General features: G+C 65.5%; 14 protein-coding genes. 9 read left to right on the top strand and 5 right to left on the bottom strand.

Features of this window, described 5'->3' with window-relative positions; genetic code table 11:
- Positions 1-5: 5 nt before the first annotated feature.
- On the bottom strand, positions 6-446 hold the full coding sequence (locus tag HALZIN_RS0108465) for a MerR family transcriptional regulator (RefSeq protein ID WP_051907448.1): 441 nt from the start codon (positions 444-446) through the stop codon (positions 6-8).
- Between the two features lie 169 nt (positions 447-615).
- Between HALZIN_RS0108465 and HALZIN_RS0108460 the strand changes: the two genes are divergently transcribed.
- The 5 genes from HALZIN_RS0108460 to HALZIN_RS0108440 all read left to right on the top strand — a co-directional run bounded on the left by HALZIN_RS0108460 (position 616) and on the right by HALZIN_RS0108440 (position 5,830).
- Positions 616-1,782, top strand: coding sequence for an acyl-CoA dehydrogenase family protein (locus HALZIN_RS0108460; protein ID WP_031383790.1), 1,167 nt, complete (start codon positions 616-618; stop codon positions 1,780-1,782).
- A gap of 52 nt (positions 1,783-1,834) precedes the next feature.
- Positions 1,835-2,938: an enoyl-CoA hydratase/isomerase family protein gene (locus tag HALZIN_RS0108455; protein WP_031383789.1), complete on the top strand. Its 1,104-nt coding sequence runs from the start codon at positions 1,835-1,837 to the stop codon at positions 2,936-2,938.
- A 6-nt stretch (positions 2,939-2,944) separates the two neighbouring features.
- Entirely contained in the window at positions 2,945-3,925 is a 981-nt protein-coding gene (mmsB, locus tag HALZIN_RS0108450) for a 3-hydroxyisobutyrate dehydrogenase (RefSeq protein WP_328286639.1), read from the top strand.
- A gap of 109 nt (positions 3,926-4,034) precedes the next feature.
- A complete protein-coding gene (locus tag HALZIN_RS0108445) occupies positions 4,035-4,622 on the top strand; it encodes a DJ-1 family glyoxalase III (RefSeq protein WP_031383787.1) in 588 nt (195 codons plus the stop codon).
- 23 nt (positions 4,623-4,645) lie between these two features.
- Entirely contained in the window at positions 4,646-5,830 is a 1,185-nt protein-coding gene (locus HALZIN_RS0108440; protein ID WP_031383786.1) for an acyl-CoA dehydrogenase, read from the top strand.
- On the opposite strand, the gene ppsR is transcribed toward HALZIN_RS0108440, so the two are convergent.
- On the bottom strand, positions 5,817-6,650 hold the full coding sequence (gene ppsR, locus HALZIN_RS0108435) for a posphoenolpyruvate synthetase regulatory kinase/phosphorylase PpsR (RefSeq protein ID WP_031383785.1): 834 nt from the start codon (positions 6,648-6,650) through the stop codon (positions 5,817-5,819). The two genes, HALZIN_RS0108440 and ppsR, sit on opposite strands and share 14 nt — an antisense overlap.
- 240 nt (positions 6,651-6,890) lie before the next feature.
- Here ppsR and ppsA point away from each other — a divergent pair, with 240 nt between their 5' ends.
- A complete protein-coding gene (gene ppsA, locus HALZIN_RS0108430) occupies positions 6,891-9,263 on the top strand; it encodes a phosphoenolpyruvate synthase (RefSeq protein WP_031383784.1) in 2,373 nt (790 codons plus the stop codon).
- Between the two features lie 116 nt (positions 9,264-9,379).
- Here the strand turns inward: ppsA and HALZIN_RS0108425 are convergent, their stop codons facing one another.
- The 3 genes from HALZIN_RS0108425 to acnB form a co-directional block, all read right to left on the bottom strand.
- Entirely contained in the window at positions 9,380-11,209 is a 1,830-nt protein-coding gene (locus HALZIN_RS0108425; RefSeq protein WP_051907446.1) for a glycerophosphodiester phosphodiesterase, read from the bottom strand.
- A 99-nt stretch (positions 11,210-11,308) separates the two neighbouring features.
- Positions 11,309-11,911, bottom strand: a complete 603-nt coding sequence (locus HALZIN_RS0108420) for a porin family protein (RefSeq protein WP_150113099.1) — start codon at positions 11,909-11,911, stop codon at positions 11,309-11,311.
- Positions 11,912-12,212: 301 nt separating this feature from the next.
- Positions 12,213-14,816 (bottom strand): bifunctional aconitate hydratase 2/2-methylisocitrate dehydratase, encoded by a 2,604-nt coding sequence (gene acnB, locus HALZIN_RS0108415; RefSeq protein ID WP_031383781.1) that lies wholly within the window; start codon positions 14,814-14,816, stop codon positions 12,213-12,215.
- Between the two features lie 263 nt (positions 14,817-15,079).
- Here acnB and HALZIN_RS0108410 point away from each other — a divergent pair, with 263 nt between their 5' ends.
- The 3 genes from HALZIN_RS0108410 to HALZIN_RS0108400 are packed head-to-tail and all read left to right on the top strand — an operon-like array spanning position 15,080 to position 20,138.
- Entirely contained in the window at positions 15,080-15,541 is a 462-nt protein-coding gene (locus tag HALZIN_RS0108410; protein WP_051907445.1) for a DUF1289 domain-containing protein, read from the top strand.
- A complete protein-coding gene (locus HALZIN_RS0108405) occupies positions 15,538-16,176 on the top strand; it encodes a MiaE family protein (RefSeq protein WP_031383779.1) in 639 nt (212 codons plus the stop codon). The genes HALZIN_RS0108410 and HALZIN_RS0108405 overlap by 4 nt, the downstream gene beginning before the upstream one ends.
- Before the next feature lie 59 nt (positions 16,177-16,235).
- Positions 16,236-20,138 (top strand): ATP-binding protein, encoded by a 3,903-nt coding sequence (locus HALZIN_RS0108400; RefSeq protein ID WP_031383778.1) that lies wholly within the window; start codon positions 16,236-16,238, stop codon positions 20,136-20,138.
- Positions 20,139-20,164: the final 26 nt, after the last annotated feature.

Genomic DNA, 20,164 nt, shown 5'->3' with positions numbered 1-20,164 from the left:
CGGGTTCAGGAACTCGCGCGTTGTCGCGACAGCGCGGCCAGCGAGTCGCGGCAGCGCGCCTCGACGTCGTCGAGCTCGCGCTGCAGGGCCTGGATATCCTGCCGTTGCCGGGTGAGCGCGGCGCGCTTCTCGTCGAGGATGTCCAGCATGCGTCGCAGCTGGCGCTCATCGCCGTCGGGCGCATGATCGTAAAGATGGATGACCTCGCGGATCTCGGCCAGCGAAAAGCCCAGGCGCTTGCCGCGCAGGGTCAACTTGAGGCGCACCCGGTCCTTGTCATGGTAGATGCGCGTCTGACCGCGACGCTCGGGCTCGAGCAGGCCTTCCTGCTCATAGAAGCGGATGGTGCGCGGGGTGACCTCGTAGCGCCGTGCCAGCTCGCCGATGGTATAGGTGCGACGATGGGTGTCGCGCGCGCCGACGGTGGCGGGGGTCGTCTCTAGCATGCGGCTGATCCTCGCAATCGGTGGGGATGACGCCGATGTCATCGTGCCCGTCGCCCTAGGCTAGAGGAGGCTTACGTTTACGTAAAGTAGACTAACGGCCGTCTTGTCCGCTCGCTGCGCGCTGCTAGGTTAGAGTCACGAGCCACCGAAAAGCCGAGGAATACCGCTCATGGACTTCGCCCTGAGTGACGACCAACGTGCCCTGCAGCAGGCCGCTGCCGACTTCGCCCAGGCCGAGCTCGCTGCGCACGCCGCCGAGTGGGACGCCACCGCGCACTTTCCCGTGGAGGTCATCCGCCGCGCCGGCGAGGCCGGCTTTCTGGCCATCTACATCGACGAGGCGCGTGGCGGGCTGGGGCTGTCGCGCCTCGACGCCGCGCTGATCTTCGAGCAGCTCGCCCAGGGGTGCGTGTCGACCACCGCCTACCTGACGATTCACAACATGGCGACCTGGATGATCGCCAGCTGGGGCAACGAGGCGCTGCGCGAGAGCTGGATCGAGCGCCTGGTCAGCGGCGAGCGGCTGGCCTCCTACTGCCTGACTGAACCCGGCGCCGGCTCCGATGCCGCCAGCCTGACGACCCGGGCGGTACGCGACGGCGACGAATACCGACTGACCGGCAGCAAGATGTTCATCTCCGGCGCCGGCGCCACCGACGTGCTGGTAGTGATGGCGCGTACCGGGGCGGCGGATTCCGGCGCGGCGGGCATCTCGACCTTCCTGGTGCCCGCCGACAGCGCGGGGATCGAGTACGGCAAGAACGAGGAGAAGATGGGCTGGAAGAGCCAGCCGACCCGGCTGGTCAGTTTCGACGACGTACGGGTGCCCGCCGGCAACCGGCTGGGCGAGGAGGGCGAGGGCTTCAAGCTGGCGATGAAGGGGCTCGATGGCGGGCGTCTGAATATCGCCAGCTGCTCGCTGGGCGCGGCCCAGCAGGCGCTGACGCTGTCCCGCGACTATCTTCAGCAGCGTAAGCAGTTCGGCCGCGAACTGGCGACGTTCCAGGCTCTGCAGTTCAAGTTCGCCGACATGGCCAGCGAGCTGCTCAGCGCCCGGCTGATGGTGCGCCATGCCGCCTGGCAACTCGATCGCGGCGATCCCCAGGCGCCGGCCCACTGCGCGATGGCCAAGCGCCTGGCTACCGACATCGGTTTCCAGGTCTGCAACGACGCCCTGCAGCTGCACGGCGGTTATGGCTACATCCGGGAATACCCGCTCGAGCGGCTGGTGCGCGACACCCGCGTTCACCAGATCCTCGAGGGAACCAACGAGATCATGCGCCTGATCGCCGCGCGCCGGCTGTTCGAGCCGGGCGTCGTCGAGCTGCTGCAATGAGCGCTGACGCGCTCGCTTCGCCGAGATTACAACCAACCGGAGACGCCGGATCATGACCGAGGATGCCGTGCTTTTCGACACGTGGCCGACCCGCGACGAGCGGCGCATCGGGGTGGCCACGCTCAATGCGCCGCGCTCGCTCAACGCCTTGTCGCTGGCGATGATCGAGGGGTTGCTGGCGCGTCTGGAACAATGGGCCGACGACCCATCGGTCGCCGCGGTATGGCTCGAGGGCGCGGGCGACAAGGCGTTCTGCGCCGGCGGCGATGTTGTCGCGCTGTACCGCGCCATGCGCGATACCGCCGGTGCGCGCGATGCGGATTTCGCCACGCGCTACTTCAGTGCCGAGTACCGCCTCGACTACCGTATCCACCGCTATCCCAAGCCGCTGATCGTATGGGGCGACGGCATCATCCTGGGCGGTGGCCTGGGGCTGATGGCTGGTGGCAGCGAGCGGGTGGTCACCGAAACCTCGCGCATCGCCATGCCCGAGATCACCATCGGGCTGTATCCCGATATCGGCGCCAGCTGGTTTCTGAGCCGCATGCCCAGTGGGCTGGGCGCCTACCTGGGACTGACCGGTGCCCAGTTGAACGCCCGCGATGCCTTGCTGGCGGGGCTGGCCGACCGCTTCATTCCCCGCGAGCGACGTGAAGCGCTGATCGCCGCCCTGCAGCAGGGCGAACTTGCCCGCCCGAACGCCGTGGGCGAGATACTGGCGGATTTCGAGGCGCGCAGTCAGGCGCCCGAAAGTCCACTGCTAAGGCAGTTCGATGTCATCCAGAACCTGGTCGGGGTGCCCCACGTCGCCGGCGCGGTGCGGCGCATCCTCGACGACGGACGCGACGATCCCTGGCTGGCCGCCAATCGCCGGCGTCTGGCGGAGGGCTGCCCGATCACCGCCCATCTGATCTGGCGCATGCGCGAACGCCACCGTCACTCGAGCCTTGCCGATACCTTCCGCGACGAGCTCAACCTGTCGGTGCAATGCACGCGGCATGCCGATCTCGCCGAGGGCGTGCGGGCGCTGCTGATCGACAAGGACAAGACGCCGCGCTGGTCGTATCCCGACGTGGCCAGCGTCCCGTCGTCGGCTGTCGACGACTTTCTGGCGCCGCTCTGGTCGCCCGCGGAGCATCCGCTGCGCGATCTTTGAGGCCGGATCAACACGGCCGTCGTTAACAACAACAAACACAGGAGCACAGTTATGACGAGCATGAAAGTCGCCTTTATCGGGCTGGGCAACATGGGCGCGCCGATGGCCGAGAACCTGATCAAGGCCGGCTTCGAGGTGACGGTCTACGACCTGGTCGAATCCGCCATGCAGACTTTGGAGCAGGCCGGTGCGCGTCGCGCCTCCTCGGCCAGCGAGGCCGCCCGCGGCGTCGAGGTGGTGATCTCGATGCTGCCGGCCGGCGCCCATGTGCGCAGCCTCTACCTGGGTGGCGACGCGCCGGGTCTGCTCGATGCGCTCGATGGCAAACCGCTGCTGATCGATGCCTCGACCATCGCGCCCGACGATGCGCGAACCGTCGCCGAGGCCGCCGCGGCACGCGGCCTGAGCTATCTCGACGCGCCGGTGTCGGGGGGCGTCGGCGGCGCCCGGGCCGGCACCCTGACCTTCATCGTCGGCGGCAGCGCCGAGGCTTACGTCCAGGCCCGACCACTGCTCGAGGCGATGGGCAAGAACATCTTCCACGCCGGCGCCAGCGGCGCCGGACAGGTCGCCAAGCTGTGCAACAACATGCTGCTGGGCATCCTGATGAGCGGCACCGCCGAGGCGCTGGCGCTGGGGGTCGGCAATGGCCTCGATCCAGCGGTGCTCTCGGAGATCATGAAGCAGAGCTCGGGCGGCAACTGGGCGCTCAACGTCTACAATCCCTGGCCGGGGGTGATGGAACAGACGCCGGCTTCCAACGGCTATCAGGGCGGGTTCCTGGTCGACCTGATGGGCAAGGACCTGGGGCTGGCGACGACGCTGGCGCTGGAATCCCGCGCGGCGATTCCGATGGGTGCCCAGGCCCGCAACCTGTATGCGTTGCACGCATCGCAGGGCAACGGGCGGCTCGACTTCTCGAGCATCCAGCGCTTCTATCGTGCCGGCGATAGCGACGCTGACCGGGAAGGGGACGACAAGGGGTGATGGCATAAATGGCTGCGGGAGCGATGCGCATTGATAGGCGCTGATGGGCTTCTATGCTGAGGGGAGGCCGCCGGCCGACAAACCACCCTGAAGCCGAGGAGGTAGCGTGATGCCCCTGGTACTGCTCGCGGTCGCCGATGGCAGCGAAGATATCGAGACCGTGACCCTGATCGATGTATTGCGGCGCGCCGACATCACGGTCAGCGTGGCCTCGGTGATGAGCGATGTCAGCGTGACGCTGGCGCGCGGCACCCGATTGGTCGCCGACAAGTGTCTATCCGCGATCGACCCCGAGAGCGAATTCGATGCCATCGTGTTGCCGGGCGGCATGCCCGGCGCCGAGCGTCTGCGCGACAGCGAGGCGCTGACGGCGCTGCTTAAGCGCCAACGCCGGCGCGACGCCTGGATAGCCGCCATCTGTGCCGCTCCCGGGGTGGCGCTGGCTGCCCACGACCTGGTGCGCGGCTACATGGTCACCGGCTTCCCGGCCTTTCAAGGGTCGCTGGTCGATGCCGGAGGCCATCTCTCGCAGCACCCGGTGGTCGAGGACGGTCGGCTGTTGACCAGCCAGGGCCCGGCAACGGCAATGGGCTTTGCGCTGCACCTGGTGGGCCTGTTGGTCGACGAAGCGACCGAGCGGCGCATCGCCGAGGGCTTGCTGGCCGCCAGCCAGGAATCGGCCCTGCAAAGACACTGAAGCCGGCTTCAAAGGAGACTCCGATGGCCGCTACGACCCCCGTCGATTGGCGCGATCCGCTGTGCCTGTCGGCGCAGCTGAGCGATGCGCAGCGCCAGGTCCAGCGCACCGCCCACGATTACTGCCAGCAGCGCTTGATGCCGCGAATACTCGAGGCCAATCGCCACGAGCGTTTCGACCCTTCGATCATGACCGAGATGGGTGCCCTGGGACTGCTCGGCGCGACACTCGAGGGCCATGGCGCGGCGGGGCTCGATTACGTCAGCTATGGCCTGATCGCCCGCGAGGTGGAGCGCGTCGATTCCGGTTATCGCAGCGCATTGAGCGTGCAGTCGAGCCTGGTGATCTATCCGATTCACGCCTTCGGCAGCGAGGCCCAGCGCGAGCGTTATCTGCCGCGGCTGGTCAGCGGCGAGTGGATCGGCTGTTTCGGGCTCACCGAGCCCGATCACGGGTCCGACCCCAACGGCATGGCGACTCGCGCCCGGCGGATCGAGGGCGGCTGGCGTCTCGATGGCAGCAAGACCTGGATTACCAACGCCCCGGTCGCCGACGTGTTCGTGGTGTGGGCCAAGGACGACGACGGCCGGCTGCGCGGCTTCGTGCTCGAACGCGGCACGCCGGGGCTGTCGACGCCGGCGATCGAGGGCAAGTTCAGTCTGCGTGCCTCGAGCACCGGCCAGATCGTGCTGCAGGACGTGCAGGTCGACGACGGCGCCTGCCTGGCGAACGTCAGTGGGCTCAAGGGGCCGTTCTCATGCCTCAATCGGGCGCGTTTCGGCATCGCCTGGGGCAGTATGGGCGCCGCCGAGTTCTGCTGGCAGGCGGCGCGCGACTATACCTTGGCGCGTCATCAGTTCGGCCGGCCGCTGGCCGCCAACCAGTTGATCCAGAAGAAGCTTGCCGACATGCAGACCGAGATCACGCTGGGCCTGCAGGCGGCGCTGCGGGTCGGCCAACTGATCGACGCGGGCCAGTTGATCCCCGAGGCGATCTCGCTTATCAAGCGCAACAATGCCGGCAAGGCGCTGGACATCGCCCGCCAGGCCCGCGACATGCACGGCGGCAACGGAGTCAGCGACGAGTACCACGTGATTCGCCATCTGATGAACCTGGAGGCGGTCAACACCTACGAGGGCACCCACGACATCCACGCGCTGATCCTGGGGCGCTGCCAGACCGGCATCCAGGCCTTCAGCGCGGACTGAAGCGCCGCTGCAGACCGGTCTCGGCGATCAGCTGGGTGGAAATCTCCTCGATCGAGAAGCGCGTGGTGTCGATGTAGGGGATGTGATAGCGGCGATACAGCGCCTCGGCCTGCTGGATTTCCTGCAGGCACTGATCGATCGAGCAGTAGCGGCTGTTGGGCCGGCGCTCGCTGCGGATCGCCGCCAGCCGGCGCGGGTCGATGGTCAGGCCGAACAACTTGTGGCGATAGGGCGCCAGGGCGGCCGGCATCTTGAGATTGCCGTCCTCGTCCTGGTCGTCCTCGGTCAGCGGGTAGTTGGCCGCGCGGATGCCGAACTGCAGCGCCAGATAGAGCGAGGTCGGCGTCTTGCCGCAGCGCGATACGCCGGTCAGGATCACGTCGGCGCTGTCGTAGTGCTGGGTGCGCGCGCCATCGTCGTTGTCCAGCGCGAAGTGCACCGAGTCGATGCGATGCATGTAGATGTCGTCGCGACCGATGGCGTGGGTGCGTCCCACCGAGTAGGAGGAGTGGACCTTGAGCTCCGCCTCGAGCGGCGCCAGGAAGGTGGTGAAGACGTCGACCTTGAAGCCCGGCACGCGGCTGATGATGTCGCGGATGGTCTGATCGACGATGGTATCGATGATGATCGGCGTCTCGCCATCGCGCGCCGCAGTGGCGGCGATCACCTCGGCGAGCTTGTGGGCCTTCTCGGTGCTGTCGATGTACGGCTTGGTGATCATCTTGATTTCGAGGCTCTCGAACTGGGCCAGCAGGCTGCGGCCCAGGGTCTCGGCGGTGATGCCGGTGCCGTCGGAGATGAAGAAGGCGGTGCGGGACATGCCGGTTTTCTCGCGGGTAGTGGACTATGACGGTTCGCTGCATTGTCGATGCTCGACGTCGGCGCGACAAGCCGCCGACTACAGGAAGGAGGGTGAAAAGCGGCAATGTTGTAAAAATACTCCAGTGACTTCGCTATTAGACTAATGGCGAATACGACCTTCGCTTGGTAGGGTGCTGACATCTGCCAGGATGGCGCATTCGGCGCCCAGGCGCCATGGACCGAAACGAGGGGACCTCTCTTGGAACACTATATCGAATGGTTCGATAGTCTCGGTATGGACGATGTCGAGCGGGTGGGCGGCAAGAACGCTTCGCTGGGCGAAATGATTTCCAACCTGGCCGGCGCTGGCGTCACGGTGCCCGGCGGCTTCGCCACCACCGCATTCGCCTATCGCCAGTTCCTGGCCCATGAGGGGCTCAACGAGCGTATCAATCAAGCGCTGGTGCGTCTCGACGTCGACGATGTCAACGAACTGGTGCGCGTGGGCGGCGAGATACGCCAGTGGGTGATCGATACGCCGCTGCCGCCGGAATTCGAGGCGGCGCTGCGTGACGCCTATCGCGAACTCGAGTCGCGTCACAGCAACTTGAAGGTCGCGGTGCGCTCGTCGGCGACCGCCGAGGACCTGCCCGACGCCTCGTTCGCCGGCCAGCAGGAGACCTTTCTCAATATCGAGGGCTTCGACAACGTCAAGCGGGCGGTTCACGAGGTGTTCGCCTCGCTGTTCAACGACCGCGCGATTTCCTATCGCGTGCATCGCGGCTTCGATCACGACCAGGTCGCGCTATCGGCGGGCATCCAGAAGATGGTGCGTTCCGAGACTGGCGCCAGCGGCGTGATGTTCACCCTGGATACCGAATCCGGCTACCGCGATGCGGTGTTCATCACCGGCTCCTGGGGGCTGGGCGAGACCGTGGTGCAGGGCGCGGTCAATCCCGACGAGTTCTACGTTCACAAGTCGACGCTGGCCGCAGGCCGGCCTGCGGTGCTGCGCCGCACGCTGGGCTCCAAGCTGATCAAGATGACCTACACCGAGGACGCCTCGGCGGGCAAGTCGGTGCAGACCGTCGACGTCGCTCCCGCCGATCGGGCACGTTTCTGCATCGACGACGAGGCGGTGATGGCGTTGGCGCGCCAGGCGGTGACCATCGAGCAGCACTACGGCCGGCCGATGGATATCGAATGGGCCCGCGACGGCGACGACGGCAAGCTGTACATCGTCCAGGCGCGCCCGGAAACCGTGGTTTCCAACCAGCAGGGCGGCAAGCTCGAGCGCTTCCAGCTCAAGGAGAAGGGCCGGCTGCTGATCTCCGGCCGGGCGATCGGCCAGCGTATCGGCCGCGGGGCGATCAAGGTCATCGAGACCTCGGCGCAGATGGACAAGGTCAATAACGGCGACATCCTGGTCACCGACATGACCGATCCCGACTGGGAGCCGGTAATGAAGCGCGCCTCGGCGATCGTCACCAACCGCGGCGGGCGTACCTGTCACGCGGCGATCATCGCCCGCGAACTGGGCATCCCGGCGGTAGTCGGCTGCGGCGATGCCACCGACGTGCTCGAGGACGGCCGCGAGGTCACCGTGTCGTGCGCCGAGGGCGATACCGGGCACGTCTACGACGGGTTGCTCGACTACGACTGCACGACCACCAGCGTCGACAGCATGCCCGATCTGCCGTTCAAGATCATGATGAACGTCGGCAACCCCGACCGCGCCTTCAACTTCGCCAGCCTGCCCAATGCCGGCGTCGGCCTGGCGCGGCTCGAATTCATCATCAATCGCATGATCGGCGTGCATCCCAAGGCGCTGATGGAGTACGACCGGCTGCCTGCCGATCTGCAGCAGATCATCGACGTGCGCACTGCCGGCTATCGCGATCCAGTGACCTTTTACGTCGACAAGCTGGTCGAGGGCATCTCGACGCTGGCGGCGTCGTTCTATCCCAAGCCGGTGATCGTGCGGCTGTCGGACTTCAAGTCCAACGAATACGAGAATCTGATCGGCGGCAAGCTCTACGAGCCTGGCGAGGAAAATCCGATGCTCGGCTTCCGCGGCGCGTCGCGCTACATCTCCGAGACGTTCCGGCCATGTTTCGAGCTCGAATGCCAGGCGCTCAAGCGGGTGCGCGACGAGATGGGCCTCGACAATGTCGAGATCATGGTGCCGTTCGTGCGCACCCCGGACGAAGGCCGCCAGGTGGTCGAGCTGCTCGAGGCCAACGGCCTGAAGCGCGGCGATCGCGGGCTGCGCATCATCATGATGTGCGAGCTGCCGACCAATGCCTTGCTGGCCGAGGATTTTCTTCAGTACTTCGATGGCTTCTCGATCGGCTCAAACGACCTGACTCAGCTGACGCTGGGCCTGGATCGGGACTCGGGGATCGTCGCCCATCTGTTCGAGGAGCGCGATCCGGCGGTCAAGAAGCTGCTGGCGATGGCTATCGCCGCCTGCCGCGAGCAGGGCAAGTACGTGGGAATCTGCGGCCAGGGGCCGTCGGATCATCCCGACCTGGCCAAGTGGCTGATGGAGCAGGGTATCGATTCGGTATCGCTGAACCCGGACGCGGTGCTCGAGACCTGGTTCATGCTGGCCGGCGAGACGCTGGCCTGAGCGACCGCTCCAGCGCTGACGCCGCCCGGCACGTCACGCAACGTGCCGGGCGGCGTCGGTTGCGGCTGACGTTTCCAGGTCCTGTATCGCACTCAGACTAAGATTTGCGTTGGGGCTCAGAAGTGCAGCCAGTTGCGCAGCTTGAGCAGCAGCAGTTCGCCATCGCTGAGCTCGTGGCGCTCGGCCAGCACCTCGGCGAGCAGCGCCGGACGGTCGGTGATGATGTTATCGACGCCGAGATCGATCAGCCGCGACATCTGCGCCCGGCCGTTGACCGTCCAGGCGTGCAATGCGTAGCCGCGGCGATGGATGGCATCGGCGAGATCCTCGCTGATGCGGTTGTAGCGCAAGCCCAGCGCATCGATGTCGCCCAGATTCAGGCCGCCACGGACCACGAACTGGGCGAACAGCGTGGTGCGCAGCGTCGGCTCGCGGCGTTCGACCGCGCGGATCGCCGCGGGCGACAGCGAAGCCAGCACGAACTGATCGTAGCGCTGACGCGGGAGCTGAGCGAGTACCGCGTCCGCCAGCCGCTCGGCGTTGTCGCCGAGCGGCTTGAGCTCGATATAGAGCTTGATGCGACCGCGTGACAGTTGCAGGACCTCCGCCAGGGTGGGGATGCCCTGACCGACGAAACCATCGCCGAACCAGCTGCCCACATCGACCGCGCGGATCGCCTCGAGCGTCATCTCGCTGAGCCGTTCATCGAGTCCGACCAGCCGCTGAAGACTGTCGTCGTGAGCCACCACCACCTGGCCGTCGGCGCTCAGTCGGACGTCGAGCTCGATATAGTCGGCGCCGTCGTCGATCGCCTGCTCGAAGGCCGCCAGCGTATTCTCGGGGGCGACGGTCGAGCTGCCGCGATGGGCGGTGATGGTCACGTCGTCGCGCAGTGTGAAGCTGTTGAGCACGAAAAAAGCCTGGCTGGCGGCGAACGCCAGCACCAGCAATTCGGCACCCCAGGCGACCCAGGCCGGGTGATCGTGCGGCGTGGGCGCCGGCGGACGCGGCCGGCGATGCGCCAGGCGTAGATAGATGCAGCCGATCACCAGGCTATTGACGGCGACGCCGATGAATGTCACCGCCAGGGTCAGCAGCGCGTACAGGGTCAGGTAGCCGAGCATCGCCGGCAGCAGCACGGCGACCCGCTCGGGCAGCCACAGCAGTAACGGAGTCGCCAGCGTGTCGAACAGCGCCGAGGCGAGCACCGGCAGGGTGAGAATCAGCAACAGCGGCAAGCCGACCGGCAGCGCCAGCCGCCGCAGCCGGCGGTAGGTCAGGGCCCGGCTGCGACGCAGGGCGGCAAGTGGGCCCAGGTCCTCGAGGATCAGGCTCGGCAGTGCCAGTGACCAGCGCAGGTAGGCGTGCAGTGCACTGAACAACCAGATCAGCGCCGGTAGGCTGGCCGCAGCCAGAAATTGCCACAGCGCCGGTGGCTTGACCTGCGTGATGTAGTAACTCTCCATGTCGCCGAGCAACCATTGATAGAGCGCGCTCAGCAGCAACAGGAGCGGCAGGGCGATCGCCAACTGGATACCCACCTGGATCAGCGTCAGCGCGACGATCCCGGGTAGCCGGCGGAACACGCTCCACAAGGCATCCAGGGCCAGGCGATAGCGATAGCCCGAAGGGCGCGCCGCGACCAGCAGCATGCCGGCCTGCTGCAGGCTGAGCAGCAGCGTGGTGAAACCGATTGCGCCCAGCAGCCAGACCAGGCCGGAGGCGGACAGGACGGTGTCGAGCAGTTGCGAGCCGGTCAGCACCGGGCGACCGACCTGGCCGAGCAGGGCGGTCAGTGTCGAGGCCCCGGCCGGGAGCAACAGGGTAGTGGCGAGTAGCGTGAAGAACAGATGAAAGGCGACCAGTGGCCGCCAATGCTCGCGCAATGAGAGCCCCGCCGCGGTGATCAGCCCGCGCGGTGTCAGTGTCGAATCGTTGTCAGGCATGCGGCAAGGATGGCATCGCCGATACCGGCTGGCAATCAAGCCGATCTCCAACGAGAAACGCCGGGAACGAATCCCGGCGTTATGTCTGGCAGACCGTGGTCAGAAGCGCCAGCCCACGGAAGCGGTGAGGGTGTCGATCTTGTAATCGCTGTCGAAGTCGTAGCGTTCGTACTCGGTCCTCACCAGGAACGGATCGAAGTTGAGCTGCGCGCCGACGCCGTAGACTGGATCGGTGCCATCCTGGTCCTCGAGATCGGCGCTCAGTCCACCGAGGTTGCCGTCGACGTCGGTCTCCCACTTGGCGATCCCGGCCTTGGCGAAGGCGGTGAACCAGGAGGTGATCGGCAACTGGCCGACGGCACTCACCCCGTAGGCGTTGGATTCGAGATCGGTGTTGGCGCCGTCGTTGCCTTCGAGCCGGGTCTTGCCCAGATCCGAATAGAAGACTTCGGTGGCGAAGTAGGGATTGAACTCGTAGCCGACGAAGCCCTTGAAGACGGTGTCGTCGTCGTCGATATCGAAATCCTCGACGCCTGACTCGATGAAGTTGTCGACGTCGTCGTTGTCGTTCTTAAGCGAGCTGAAGCCGGTACCTATGCCCAGGTAGAGCCCTTCCCCGGCGTCGGCTGCCAGGACGGAGGGGGCGGCGGCGACCAGGGCCGAGGTTGTCAATGAGGCGGTAAGCAGCGGTCTGATTTTCACGAGTGTTCTCCTTGATCAATGCTCACGTTCAAGCAACTGACGAGACGGCGACCCGGTGCCTTTTCAGGGCACCTTGACGGGGGCGGTCGTCTCGCGGGAATGGCGTCCTGCCGGGTTCACGCGCGAGGTGACATACGCTCGATCGAGACCTCGTAAGGTTATGCCGAACACTGTTCGATGGCAAGCCGATGATGGTTACCGAAGGTAATGGCGGGCTCACGACAGATCATAAAAAACGCCCCGCGACAGCGGGGCGTTTCGGTCATCGATTGACGATGTTGCGAGCATCGGAATCGAAAGGTCAGGCTTGTTCGGCGAGCGGAATCACGTTGGATGCCGCTCTCTGGAACTCCTCGATTTCGTGGAAGTTCATGTAACGGTAGATTTCGCCGGCCATGGCGTTGAACTCGCCCATGTAGCCGCGGTATTCCTCGACACTCGGCAAACGTCCGACCACTGCGGCGACCGCCGCCAGTTCGGCCGAGGCGAGATAGACGTTCGCCCCGTCGCCCAGGCGATTGGGAAAGTTGCGAGTCGAGGTCGAAACCACCGTCGATTTAGGCGCGACGCGCGCCTGGTTGCCCATGCACAGCGAACAACCGGGCATCTCCATGCGCGCACCGGCACGCCCGTAAATGCCGTAGTACCCTTCCTCCGTCAACTGATGCTGGTCCATCTTGGTCGGCGGTGCAAGCCACAGGCGCGTCTTGAGACTGCCGGCTGGCAGTTTCTCGAGCAGCTTGCCGGCGGCGCGGAAGTGGCCGATGTTGGTCATGCACGAGCCGATGAACACTTCGTCAATGGTCTCGCCGGCGACCTCGGAGAGCAGCCGGGCGTCGTCGGGGTCGTTGGGCGCGCAGAGCACCGGTTCGGTGATCTCGGCAAGATCGATCTCGATCACCTCGGCGTACTCGGCGTCGGCGTCGGCACGCATCAGGCTGGGAGAGTCGAGCCATTCCTGCATCCCGGCGATGCGCCGCTCGATGGTCCGGCGATCGCCGTAGCCCTGATCGATCATCCACTTGAGCAGGGTGATGTTGGATCTCAGGTACTCCGCCACGCTGTCCTCGGCAAGCGTGATGGTGCAACCGGCCGCGCTGCGCTCGGCGGAGGCGTCGGAGAGCTCGAAGGCCTGCTCGGCGGTAAGGTCCTCGAGCCCTTCGATTTCCAGGATACGACCGGAGAAGGCGTTCTTCTTGCCGGACTTCTCGACGGTCAGCAGACCCTGCTGAATGGCGTAGTAGGGGATCGCATGGACCAGATCGCGCAGCGTGATGCCCGGCTGACGCTCGCCCTTGAAGCGCACCAGCACCGACTCGGGCATATCCAGTGGCATCACCCCGGTCGCCGCGGCGAAGGCCACCAGGCCCGAGCCGGCGGGGAACGAGATGCCCAGCGGGAAGCGCGTGTGCGAATCGCCGCCGGTGCCCACGGTGTCGGGCAGCAGCATGCGGTTGAGCCACGAGTGGATGATGCCGTCGCCCGGACGCAGCGAGACGCCGCCGCGATTCATGATGAAATCGGGCAGGGTGTGGTGGGTCTCCACGTCGACCGGCTTGGGATAGGCGCTGGTATGGCAGAACGACTGCATCACCAGGTCGGCCTGGAAGCCCAGGCAGGCCAGGTCCTTGAGCTCGTCGCGGGTCATCGGCCCGGTGGTGTCCTGGGAACCCACGGTGGTCATCTTCGGTTCGCAGTACATGCCGGGACGCACGCCGTTCATGCCGCAGGCCTTGCCGACCATCTTCTGCGCCAGGGTGAAGCCGCGGCCGGTGTCGACGGGCTGCTCGGGGGTCTTGAACACATCGGAGGGACCCAGGCCGAGCTCGTTGCGCGCCTTGTCGGTGAGGCCGCGGCCGATGATCAACGGGATGCGGCCGCCGGCACGCACTTCGTCGAGAATCACCCGGGTCTTGAGCGCGAAGGTCGAGATCACCTCGTCGCTGTCGTGACGGCAGACCTTGCCTTCGTGGGGGTAGACGTCGATGACGTCGCCCATCTCGAGCCTGGAGACGTCCATCTCGATGGGCAGGGCGCCGGCGTCTTCCATGGTGTTGAAGAAGATCGGCGCGATCTTGCTGCCGAAGCAGAAGCCGCCGGCGCGCTTGTTGGGCACGTGGCGGATGTCGTCGCCGAAGAACCACAGTACCGAGTTGGTGGCGGACTTGCGCGACGAGCCGGTGCCCACCACGTCGCCGACATAGGCGACCGGGAAGCCCTTGGCCTTGACCGCGTCGATCTGAGCCAGCGGACCCTTGGTGCCGGGCACCTCGGGCACGATACCTTCGCGCTCGTTCTTGAGCATGGCATTGGCGTGCAGCGGGATATCCGGGCGCGACCAGGCATCCGGCGCCGGCGACAGGTCGTCGGTGTTGGTTTCCCCGGGCACCTTGAACACCGCCAGGCTGATCTTCTCGGCCAGCGCCGGCTTGGCCAGGTACCATTCGGCGTCGGCCCACGATTGCAGTACGTCCTGGGCGACGCCATTGCCGTTTCTGGCGCGCTCGGCGACGTCATGGAAGGCATCGAACATCAGCAGCGTATGCTTGAGCTGTTCGCCCGCCTCGTTGGCCAGCGCGGCGTCGTCGAGCAACTCCACCAGCGTGGCGATGTTATAGCCGCCCTGCATGGTGCCCAGCAGCTTGACCGCATGGACCTTGTCGATCAGTGGCGATTCGGCCTCGCCCTTGGCGATGGCGGTCAGAAAGCCGGCCTTGACATAGGCGGCTTCGTCGACCCCCGGTGGCACGCGATCGGTGATCAGCTCGAGCAGGAACTGTTCTTCGCCGGCCGGCGGGTTCTTGAGAAGTTCGATCAGCGCGGCGGTTTGCTCGGCATTCAGCGGCTTGGGCGGTACGCCCTCGGCAGCACGCTCCTCGACATGGTGGCGGTAGGCTTCAAGCACGTTGGGGAACCCTCATCAATTATCGCAATCCAGCGGGGCAGAAAAGAGAGGCCAAGTAGTGACGAATGTTGCGTAAATGGCGGTTTTTTCTGTTTCCTCTGGCCCTGTCTGAGCCGAGCGCATTCTACGGGAAACTGTCGACAATGTTAAGCGAGACGGTTCTGGCGCACTGCAATACGCGCATTGGCCGCGCTCGGATCGGGCCGACCGGTCGCTGGCCGTGATCTGGCGCGTTATCATGAAGCCTCTGTCGGGAGGACCTGATGTCGCAACGTATTGTTTCGCCCTGCGTAGGGCTTTGTTCGACGACCGTGGGCGACGCGGTGTGCCGTGGCTGTCAGCGCCACGAGAGCGAGATCCGCGACTGGTTCGTCTACAGCGATGCAACGCGACGCAAGGTGATGCAGCGCCTGGATGCCTGGCGTGTAGAGATTGCCGGCGAGTACCTGCGGGTCAACGATGAAGCGCAGCTCGAGGCGCAACTGGTGCGTCATCGCATTCGTCACCGGGCGGATCAGCCGGCGCTATCGCGCGCGGTGGAATTGTTGCGGGTCGGCCGGGGGCGGATGCGCGATATCACGCGTTACGGATTGCAAGCCCACGGTAAAGGTTTGCATCTCTCGGCCGATGAGCTCTATGAGGCGATCGCGACGGCGCTGATGGCTCACGTCGAGGCTCGGCGGCATCATTCCGGCTTCACTCATTCGACGGGATCTTCCCCATGATTGCGATGCAAGACGGTTCCATGGAAGCCCTGTTGCCCGCCGAACTGCTGGCCTTTCTACCCTGTGCCACGCCGATGGGCTGGATCGAGGCGGCGTTGGCCAATCAGACGCTGCTGCTGATCGACCATGCGCAGTGCGAAAAGAAAGCGGCGTCCACGGCGATGAGCTTGATGTACCGATATGTCGATCGGCCGCTGCTGCTGATTAAGATGTCGCAGCTGGCCCGGGAGGAATTGCTGCATTTCGAACAGGTCGTCAAGTTGATGGAGGAACGCGGCATCCCCTATCGTCACCTCAGCGCGTCGCGCTATGCCGATGGCCTGCGGCAACACGTAAAGCGCGATGACCCTCAGCGGCTGGTCGATATGCTGATCGTCGGCGCGTTCATCGAGGCACGCAGCTGCGAGCGCTTCGCTCGGCTGATTCCGCATCTGGATATCGAGCTTGCCAAGTTCTATCGCTCTCTGGTTAAGTCGGAAGGGCGACATTATGAGGATTACTTGATGTTGGCCCAGCGCTTCGCGGACGGTCCCATCGAATCCCGTATCGCTTTCTTCGCCGATCGCGAGCGCGAGCTGATCGAAACGCCTGACGAGACGTTCCGTTTCCACAGCGGCCTACCCGCCGTGGCTTGAGTCAACGAACGCTGTCAGGGCTCGCTGTCGTCGACAGAGCAACGCAGGAACCTATAACAATGCTACGGACCCCTTCCGTCAATGCGCAGTTAACGCTGTTCGGTCATTTCTCCCTTTCGCTGGGTGACGACACCCTCACCCAATTCAGTTACGACAAGGTCAAGGCCCTGCTGGTCCATCTGCTGTTGCAGTGCCAGCCCGTCAACCGTGCTGCGCTGGCCGAGCTGCTGTGGCCCGATCAGGGACTGTCTTCGGGGCGCACCAACCTGCGCCACGCGCTGCACTGTCTGCGTCAGAGTCTCGGCGACGAGGCCGACCGGGTATTGGCGGTGTCGCGCCAGACCATAGCCTTCCAGCTTCCCGCCGACTGGCAGTTCGACCTGCACAGCATCGAGCGGTTGCTTGCCGAAACGCCGGATGTCGCGCGTCTCGAACGCCTGTTGACGCTCTACCGCGGCGATCTCGCCGAAGAGCTGCAGCTTGCCCAGTGCGCCGAATACCAGCGCTGGCTGGTGCGCATCCGTGGTGAATGGCGTCAGCGCGTGCTGGCCTATGCCGAGCAGGTTCTGCAGGAGCTCGACGAGCTGCCCGATCCGTTGCTGCGTACATTGGTCAGTCGCTTTTCCGGCTATGGGCCGTTCCACGAGGGTCTGATTCGCCAGTTGATCGAGCAGGGCCAACCGGCGGCGGCCCACGAGGAATATAACGCTTACCTGCAATTACTGGCGTTGTCGGGCCAGCAACCCGAACCGAACATACTGCAGTTGGCGCGCTACTGGTCGGATGCCAGCACCAGCGAGCTGCAGCCGATGTCGCCGCAGGGCGCTTTCTCGCGGGTGCTGGCCGCCGACAGCCAGCCGGTGCGCGACGACGAGATCGAGCATCGGCAGTTGTCGGTGATGGCCATTCGCCTGCGGCTGCACGGCGAATGGGAGGAGCGCGGCGAGGTGCGCGCCTGCCTTTCCCTGCAGATCGAGCTGCTGCGCTGGCTGGAACGTCAGTGCAACCACTTGGGCGGGTTCTGGTTGCCGGGTGCCACGGGCGGGCTGGGGCTGGCCTGTTTCGGTACCCATGGCCCGGCTCACCAGCTTGCCGAGCTGGTCGCGCTCTACGAGCATTGCCGTCGCGTGCTGCCCGAGGAGATCGCCCGGCAGTGGAGTGGCGAGGGCAAACTGCCGCAATTCGAACTGGCAGCGGGGTTGGATAGCGGGCGGGTGATCTATCTGCCCGAGCGGCAGCTGGTCGACCCGCTGGGACAGGTCACCCAGCGTTCGCTCGATCTGATGAGCCTCGCCGAAGGCAGCGAGCTGGTCATCTCCCAGGAAGCGAGCCAGCACATGCCGCCGGCGCTCGATCTGCAACCGCGCCTGTCGTCGCGGCTGATGGCGAGCGACGGCAAGGTGCGCCTGCGGGCATTGGTGCTGGGCATCAACGAGGGCGGGCGCAATGCCACCCCGCCCGATCTGGTGGGCCGCGAAAGTGCGCTGCGCAAGCTGCGCGATGCGCTGGCGCGCGCCGGGCTCGGGTTGCGTCAGAGCATACTCGTCCAGGGCGCTTCGGGCATGGGCAAGTCGGCGCTGCTGGTCAGCTTCCGACAGCTGGTGCAGAGCGAGGATATATCGCTGTGCTGGCAGTCGACTACCCGCATGTCGATGCTCGAGCCGTTCAGCGTCGCTCGCATGCTGCTGCGTTGGCATTGTCAGGACAAGCTGGATGTCGACACCTTCGATCAGGTATTGGTGAATCAAGGCCATGCCGGGCTCGTCGACGCCACCGAGCCCTGCAAGCTGCTGCATCAGGCATTGGGTCTGGAAAGCGACGGCGACAGTCTGGGGCTGGCGCAAAGCGGCGAGGCGGTGGATCTACTGGTGGGTGTGCTGCGCCGGCTGATCGAGCGGGTTACCGTGGACAAGCCGCTGGTGATGATGGTCGACGACCTGCAATGGGTCGACGAGCCTTCGCTCAAGCTGCTCGCTGGCCTGCAGGCGCGTCTGCCGATCAACAGCGCCTTTTTGATGGTGGCCAGCCATCACGGCCGCGAGCCGCTGTCGGTCAAGCTGCACTGGGATCAGCAGCTCTCGCTCGACAGGCTCGATGCCATGCAGTCTTCGCGGCTGCTTTCACAGCTGGCGCGACGTTACCGGCTGCATCTCAGTCCGCGCTTGCGCGGCCAACTGATCGAGCGCTGCGATGGGGTGCCGCTGTATCTCCAGGAGATCTGCCGGCGCCTGGACATGGATCGCCGCGAAGGGCGCAGCGTGCAGGTCGACGAGCTGCCCCGCGGCTTGTTCGGGCTATTGGCCGGCCGCATCGACCAACTCGAGGGCGATCGTCACATCGCCCATGTCGCCGCGGTGCTGGGGCGCCAGTTCCGCCTCGACTTTCTTCAGGAATGCAGTGGCCTCGACGAGCAGCGCCTGCGTCAGGGGCTCGAGCACATGCGTCGACTGGAGATCGTCGAGGCCGGCGAGCCGCATGGCGAATACCAGTATCAGTTCACTCATCCGTTGCTGCAGGAAGCCGCCTACCTGTCCTGTCCGCGCGATGTGCGCACGCGCATTCATCAGCAGGTGGTGGGGCTGATCGAGGAGCGTTTCCCGATGTGGATCAGTCGTCATCCAGGAGACTTCGCGACACACCTGCGGCGCAGCGGGCACTTCTCCCGGGGAGCGCGCTATTTCGAGCTGGCTGCCCGCGAGGCACTCAAGGTCAGCGCCAATCGCACGGCCTTGCGCATGGCCGACGCCGGGCTGGCCAGCCTGCGTCAGGTAGAAGGGCATGCCGAGCGCGAGATCAGCCTGCTCACGGTCAAGGGCCAGGCGGCCTTCGCCCTGGAGGGCCATGGCTCGCCGATCGCTCACGAAAGCTTCGTCAAGGCGCGTGAACTGATCGAGGGCAGCCGCTGCGCCGACGAGGAAACCGAACTTGAGCAGCGTTTTCTGGTCAAGTGGGGGCTGTGGGTGGGCTGCAGCCAGCGCTTCGCGCATGCCGATGCCTTCTCGCTGGCCTCGAAGATGGCGGCGATCGCCGAGCAGTTGCCGGACCCGCGTTATCGCCGCCTGGCCGACTACGCCCGGGCGCACTGCGAATACTGGGCCGGGCGCGTCCGCGAAGCCAACGAGCATCTCGAGGAGATCGATCCGCTGCATCAGCCGATGATGCTCGAATGGCTGCCGTTCTCCGACCACCCGCAGGTCGCCGCGGCCTGCTATCAAGGATGGTCGTTGTGCCTGCGGGGCGATTATCGTCGCGCCGAGCGGCAGGTCGAGGCCGCCATTCGGCTCGCCGAGACCTACAATCATCCCGGTTCGCTGGCGCTGGCGTTGCTCTTTGCCGCGGCGATGTATCGCCAGCTGGGGCACGTGCACCTGGCCGGCGCGCGCGCCGAGCGCGCCTTCGAGGTCACGCGCACGCCGGATTTGCACATCTGGCACATGACGGCGCAGTGCGCGCTGGGTTGGCACAAGGCGCTCTCGGGCGATCGGGCGGGGCTTGCGATGATCGAGGCGAGCCTCGAGGAACTGGCCGAGCTGTCCGGGCAGGATCGCTACCAGCGGCCGATGCTGTGGTACACCGATGCCTGTTTCGCGCTGGGCGAGCTGGCGCTGGCCGAGGATTATCTGGATCAGTGCCTGATGATCGCCCGCGAGCGCAGCTCGCTGTTCGTGCCGGAACTTTCGATCCATCTGGCGCGTGTCTATCAACGCCAGGGGCGCTCCGCCGATACGGTCCGTCAATTGACCGAGCAGGCCCTCGAACAGGCCCGCGAGCACGACGACCTGCATCATCAGCTGTGCGCGCTGGAGTTGTGGCTGGACGTCGTCGACTCCAGTGACAGCCATGCCAGCGACGAGCTGCGGCGCCTGCTCAAGGAGGTCACCCAGAGTGATGCCCCGGTATTGCTGCGCTGGCGCACGCTGCTTGACAAGCAGCTGTCGCGCCCGGCCGCCTTCGAGTCGTGAGCCCGGCGGCGGTCGGCATGCCGGCG

It is taken from the genome of Halomonas zincidurans B6 (assembly GCF_000731955.1).
GTDB classification, from domain to species: Bacteria; Pseudomonadota; Gammaproteobacteria; order Pseudomonadales; family Halomonadaceae; genus Modicisalibacter; species Modicisalibacter zincidurans.
The sequence above is the reverse complement of the archived record's forward strand: the minus strand, read 5'-3'. Positions and strand labels throughout refer to the sequence as shown.

Excerpts from the sequence above, each read along its gene's own strand:
- HALZIN_RS0108445 (WP_031383787.1), top strand. The coding sequence starts at position 4,035 with ATGCCCCTGGTACTGCTCGCGGTCGCCGATGGCAGCGAAGATATCGAG.
- HALZIN_RS0108460 (WP_031383790.1), top strand. The coding sequence starts at position 616 with ATGGACTTCGCCCTGAGTGACGACCAACGTGCCCTGCAGCAGGCCGCT.
- HALZIN_RS0108400 (WP_031383778.1), top strand. The coding sequence starts at position 16,236 with ATGCTACGGACCCCTTCCGTCAATGCGCAGTTAACGCTGTTCGGTCAT.
- HALZIN_RS0108465 (WP_051907448.1), bottom strand. The coding sequence starts at position 446 with ATGCTAGAGACGACCCCCGCCACCGTCGGCGCGCGCGACACCCATCGT.
- HALZIN_RS0108455 (WP_031383789.1), top strand. The coding sequence starts at position 1,835 with ATGACCGAGGATGCCGTGCTTTTCGACACGTGGCCGACCCGCGACGAG.
- HALZIN_RS0108440 (WP_031383786.1), top strand. The coding sequence starts at position 4,646 with ATGGCCGCTACGACCCCCGTCGATTGGCGCGATCCGCTGTGCCTGTCG.
- HALZIN_RS0108425 (WP_051907446.1), bottom strand. The coding sequence starts at position 11,209 with ATGCCTGACAACGATTCGACACTGACACCGCGCGGGCTGATCACCGCG.
- HALZIN_RS0108410 (WP_051907445.1), top strand. The coding sequence starts at position 15,080 with ATGTCGCAACGTATTGTTTCGCCCTGCGTAGGGCTTTGTTCGACGACC.
- HALZIN_RS0108405 (WP_031383779.1), top strand. The coding sequence starts at position 15,538 with ATGATTGCGATGCAAGACGGTTCCATGGAAGCCCTGTTGCCCGCCGAA.
- ppsR (WP_031383785.1), bottom strand. The coding sequence starts at position 6,650 with ATGTCCCGCACCGCCTTCTTCATCTCCGACGGCACCGGCATCACCGCC.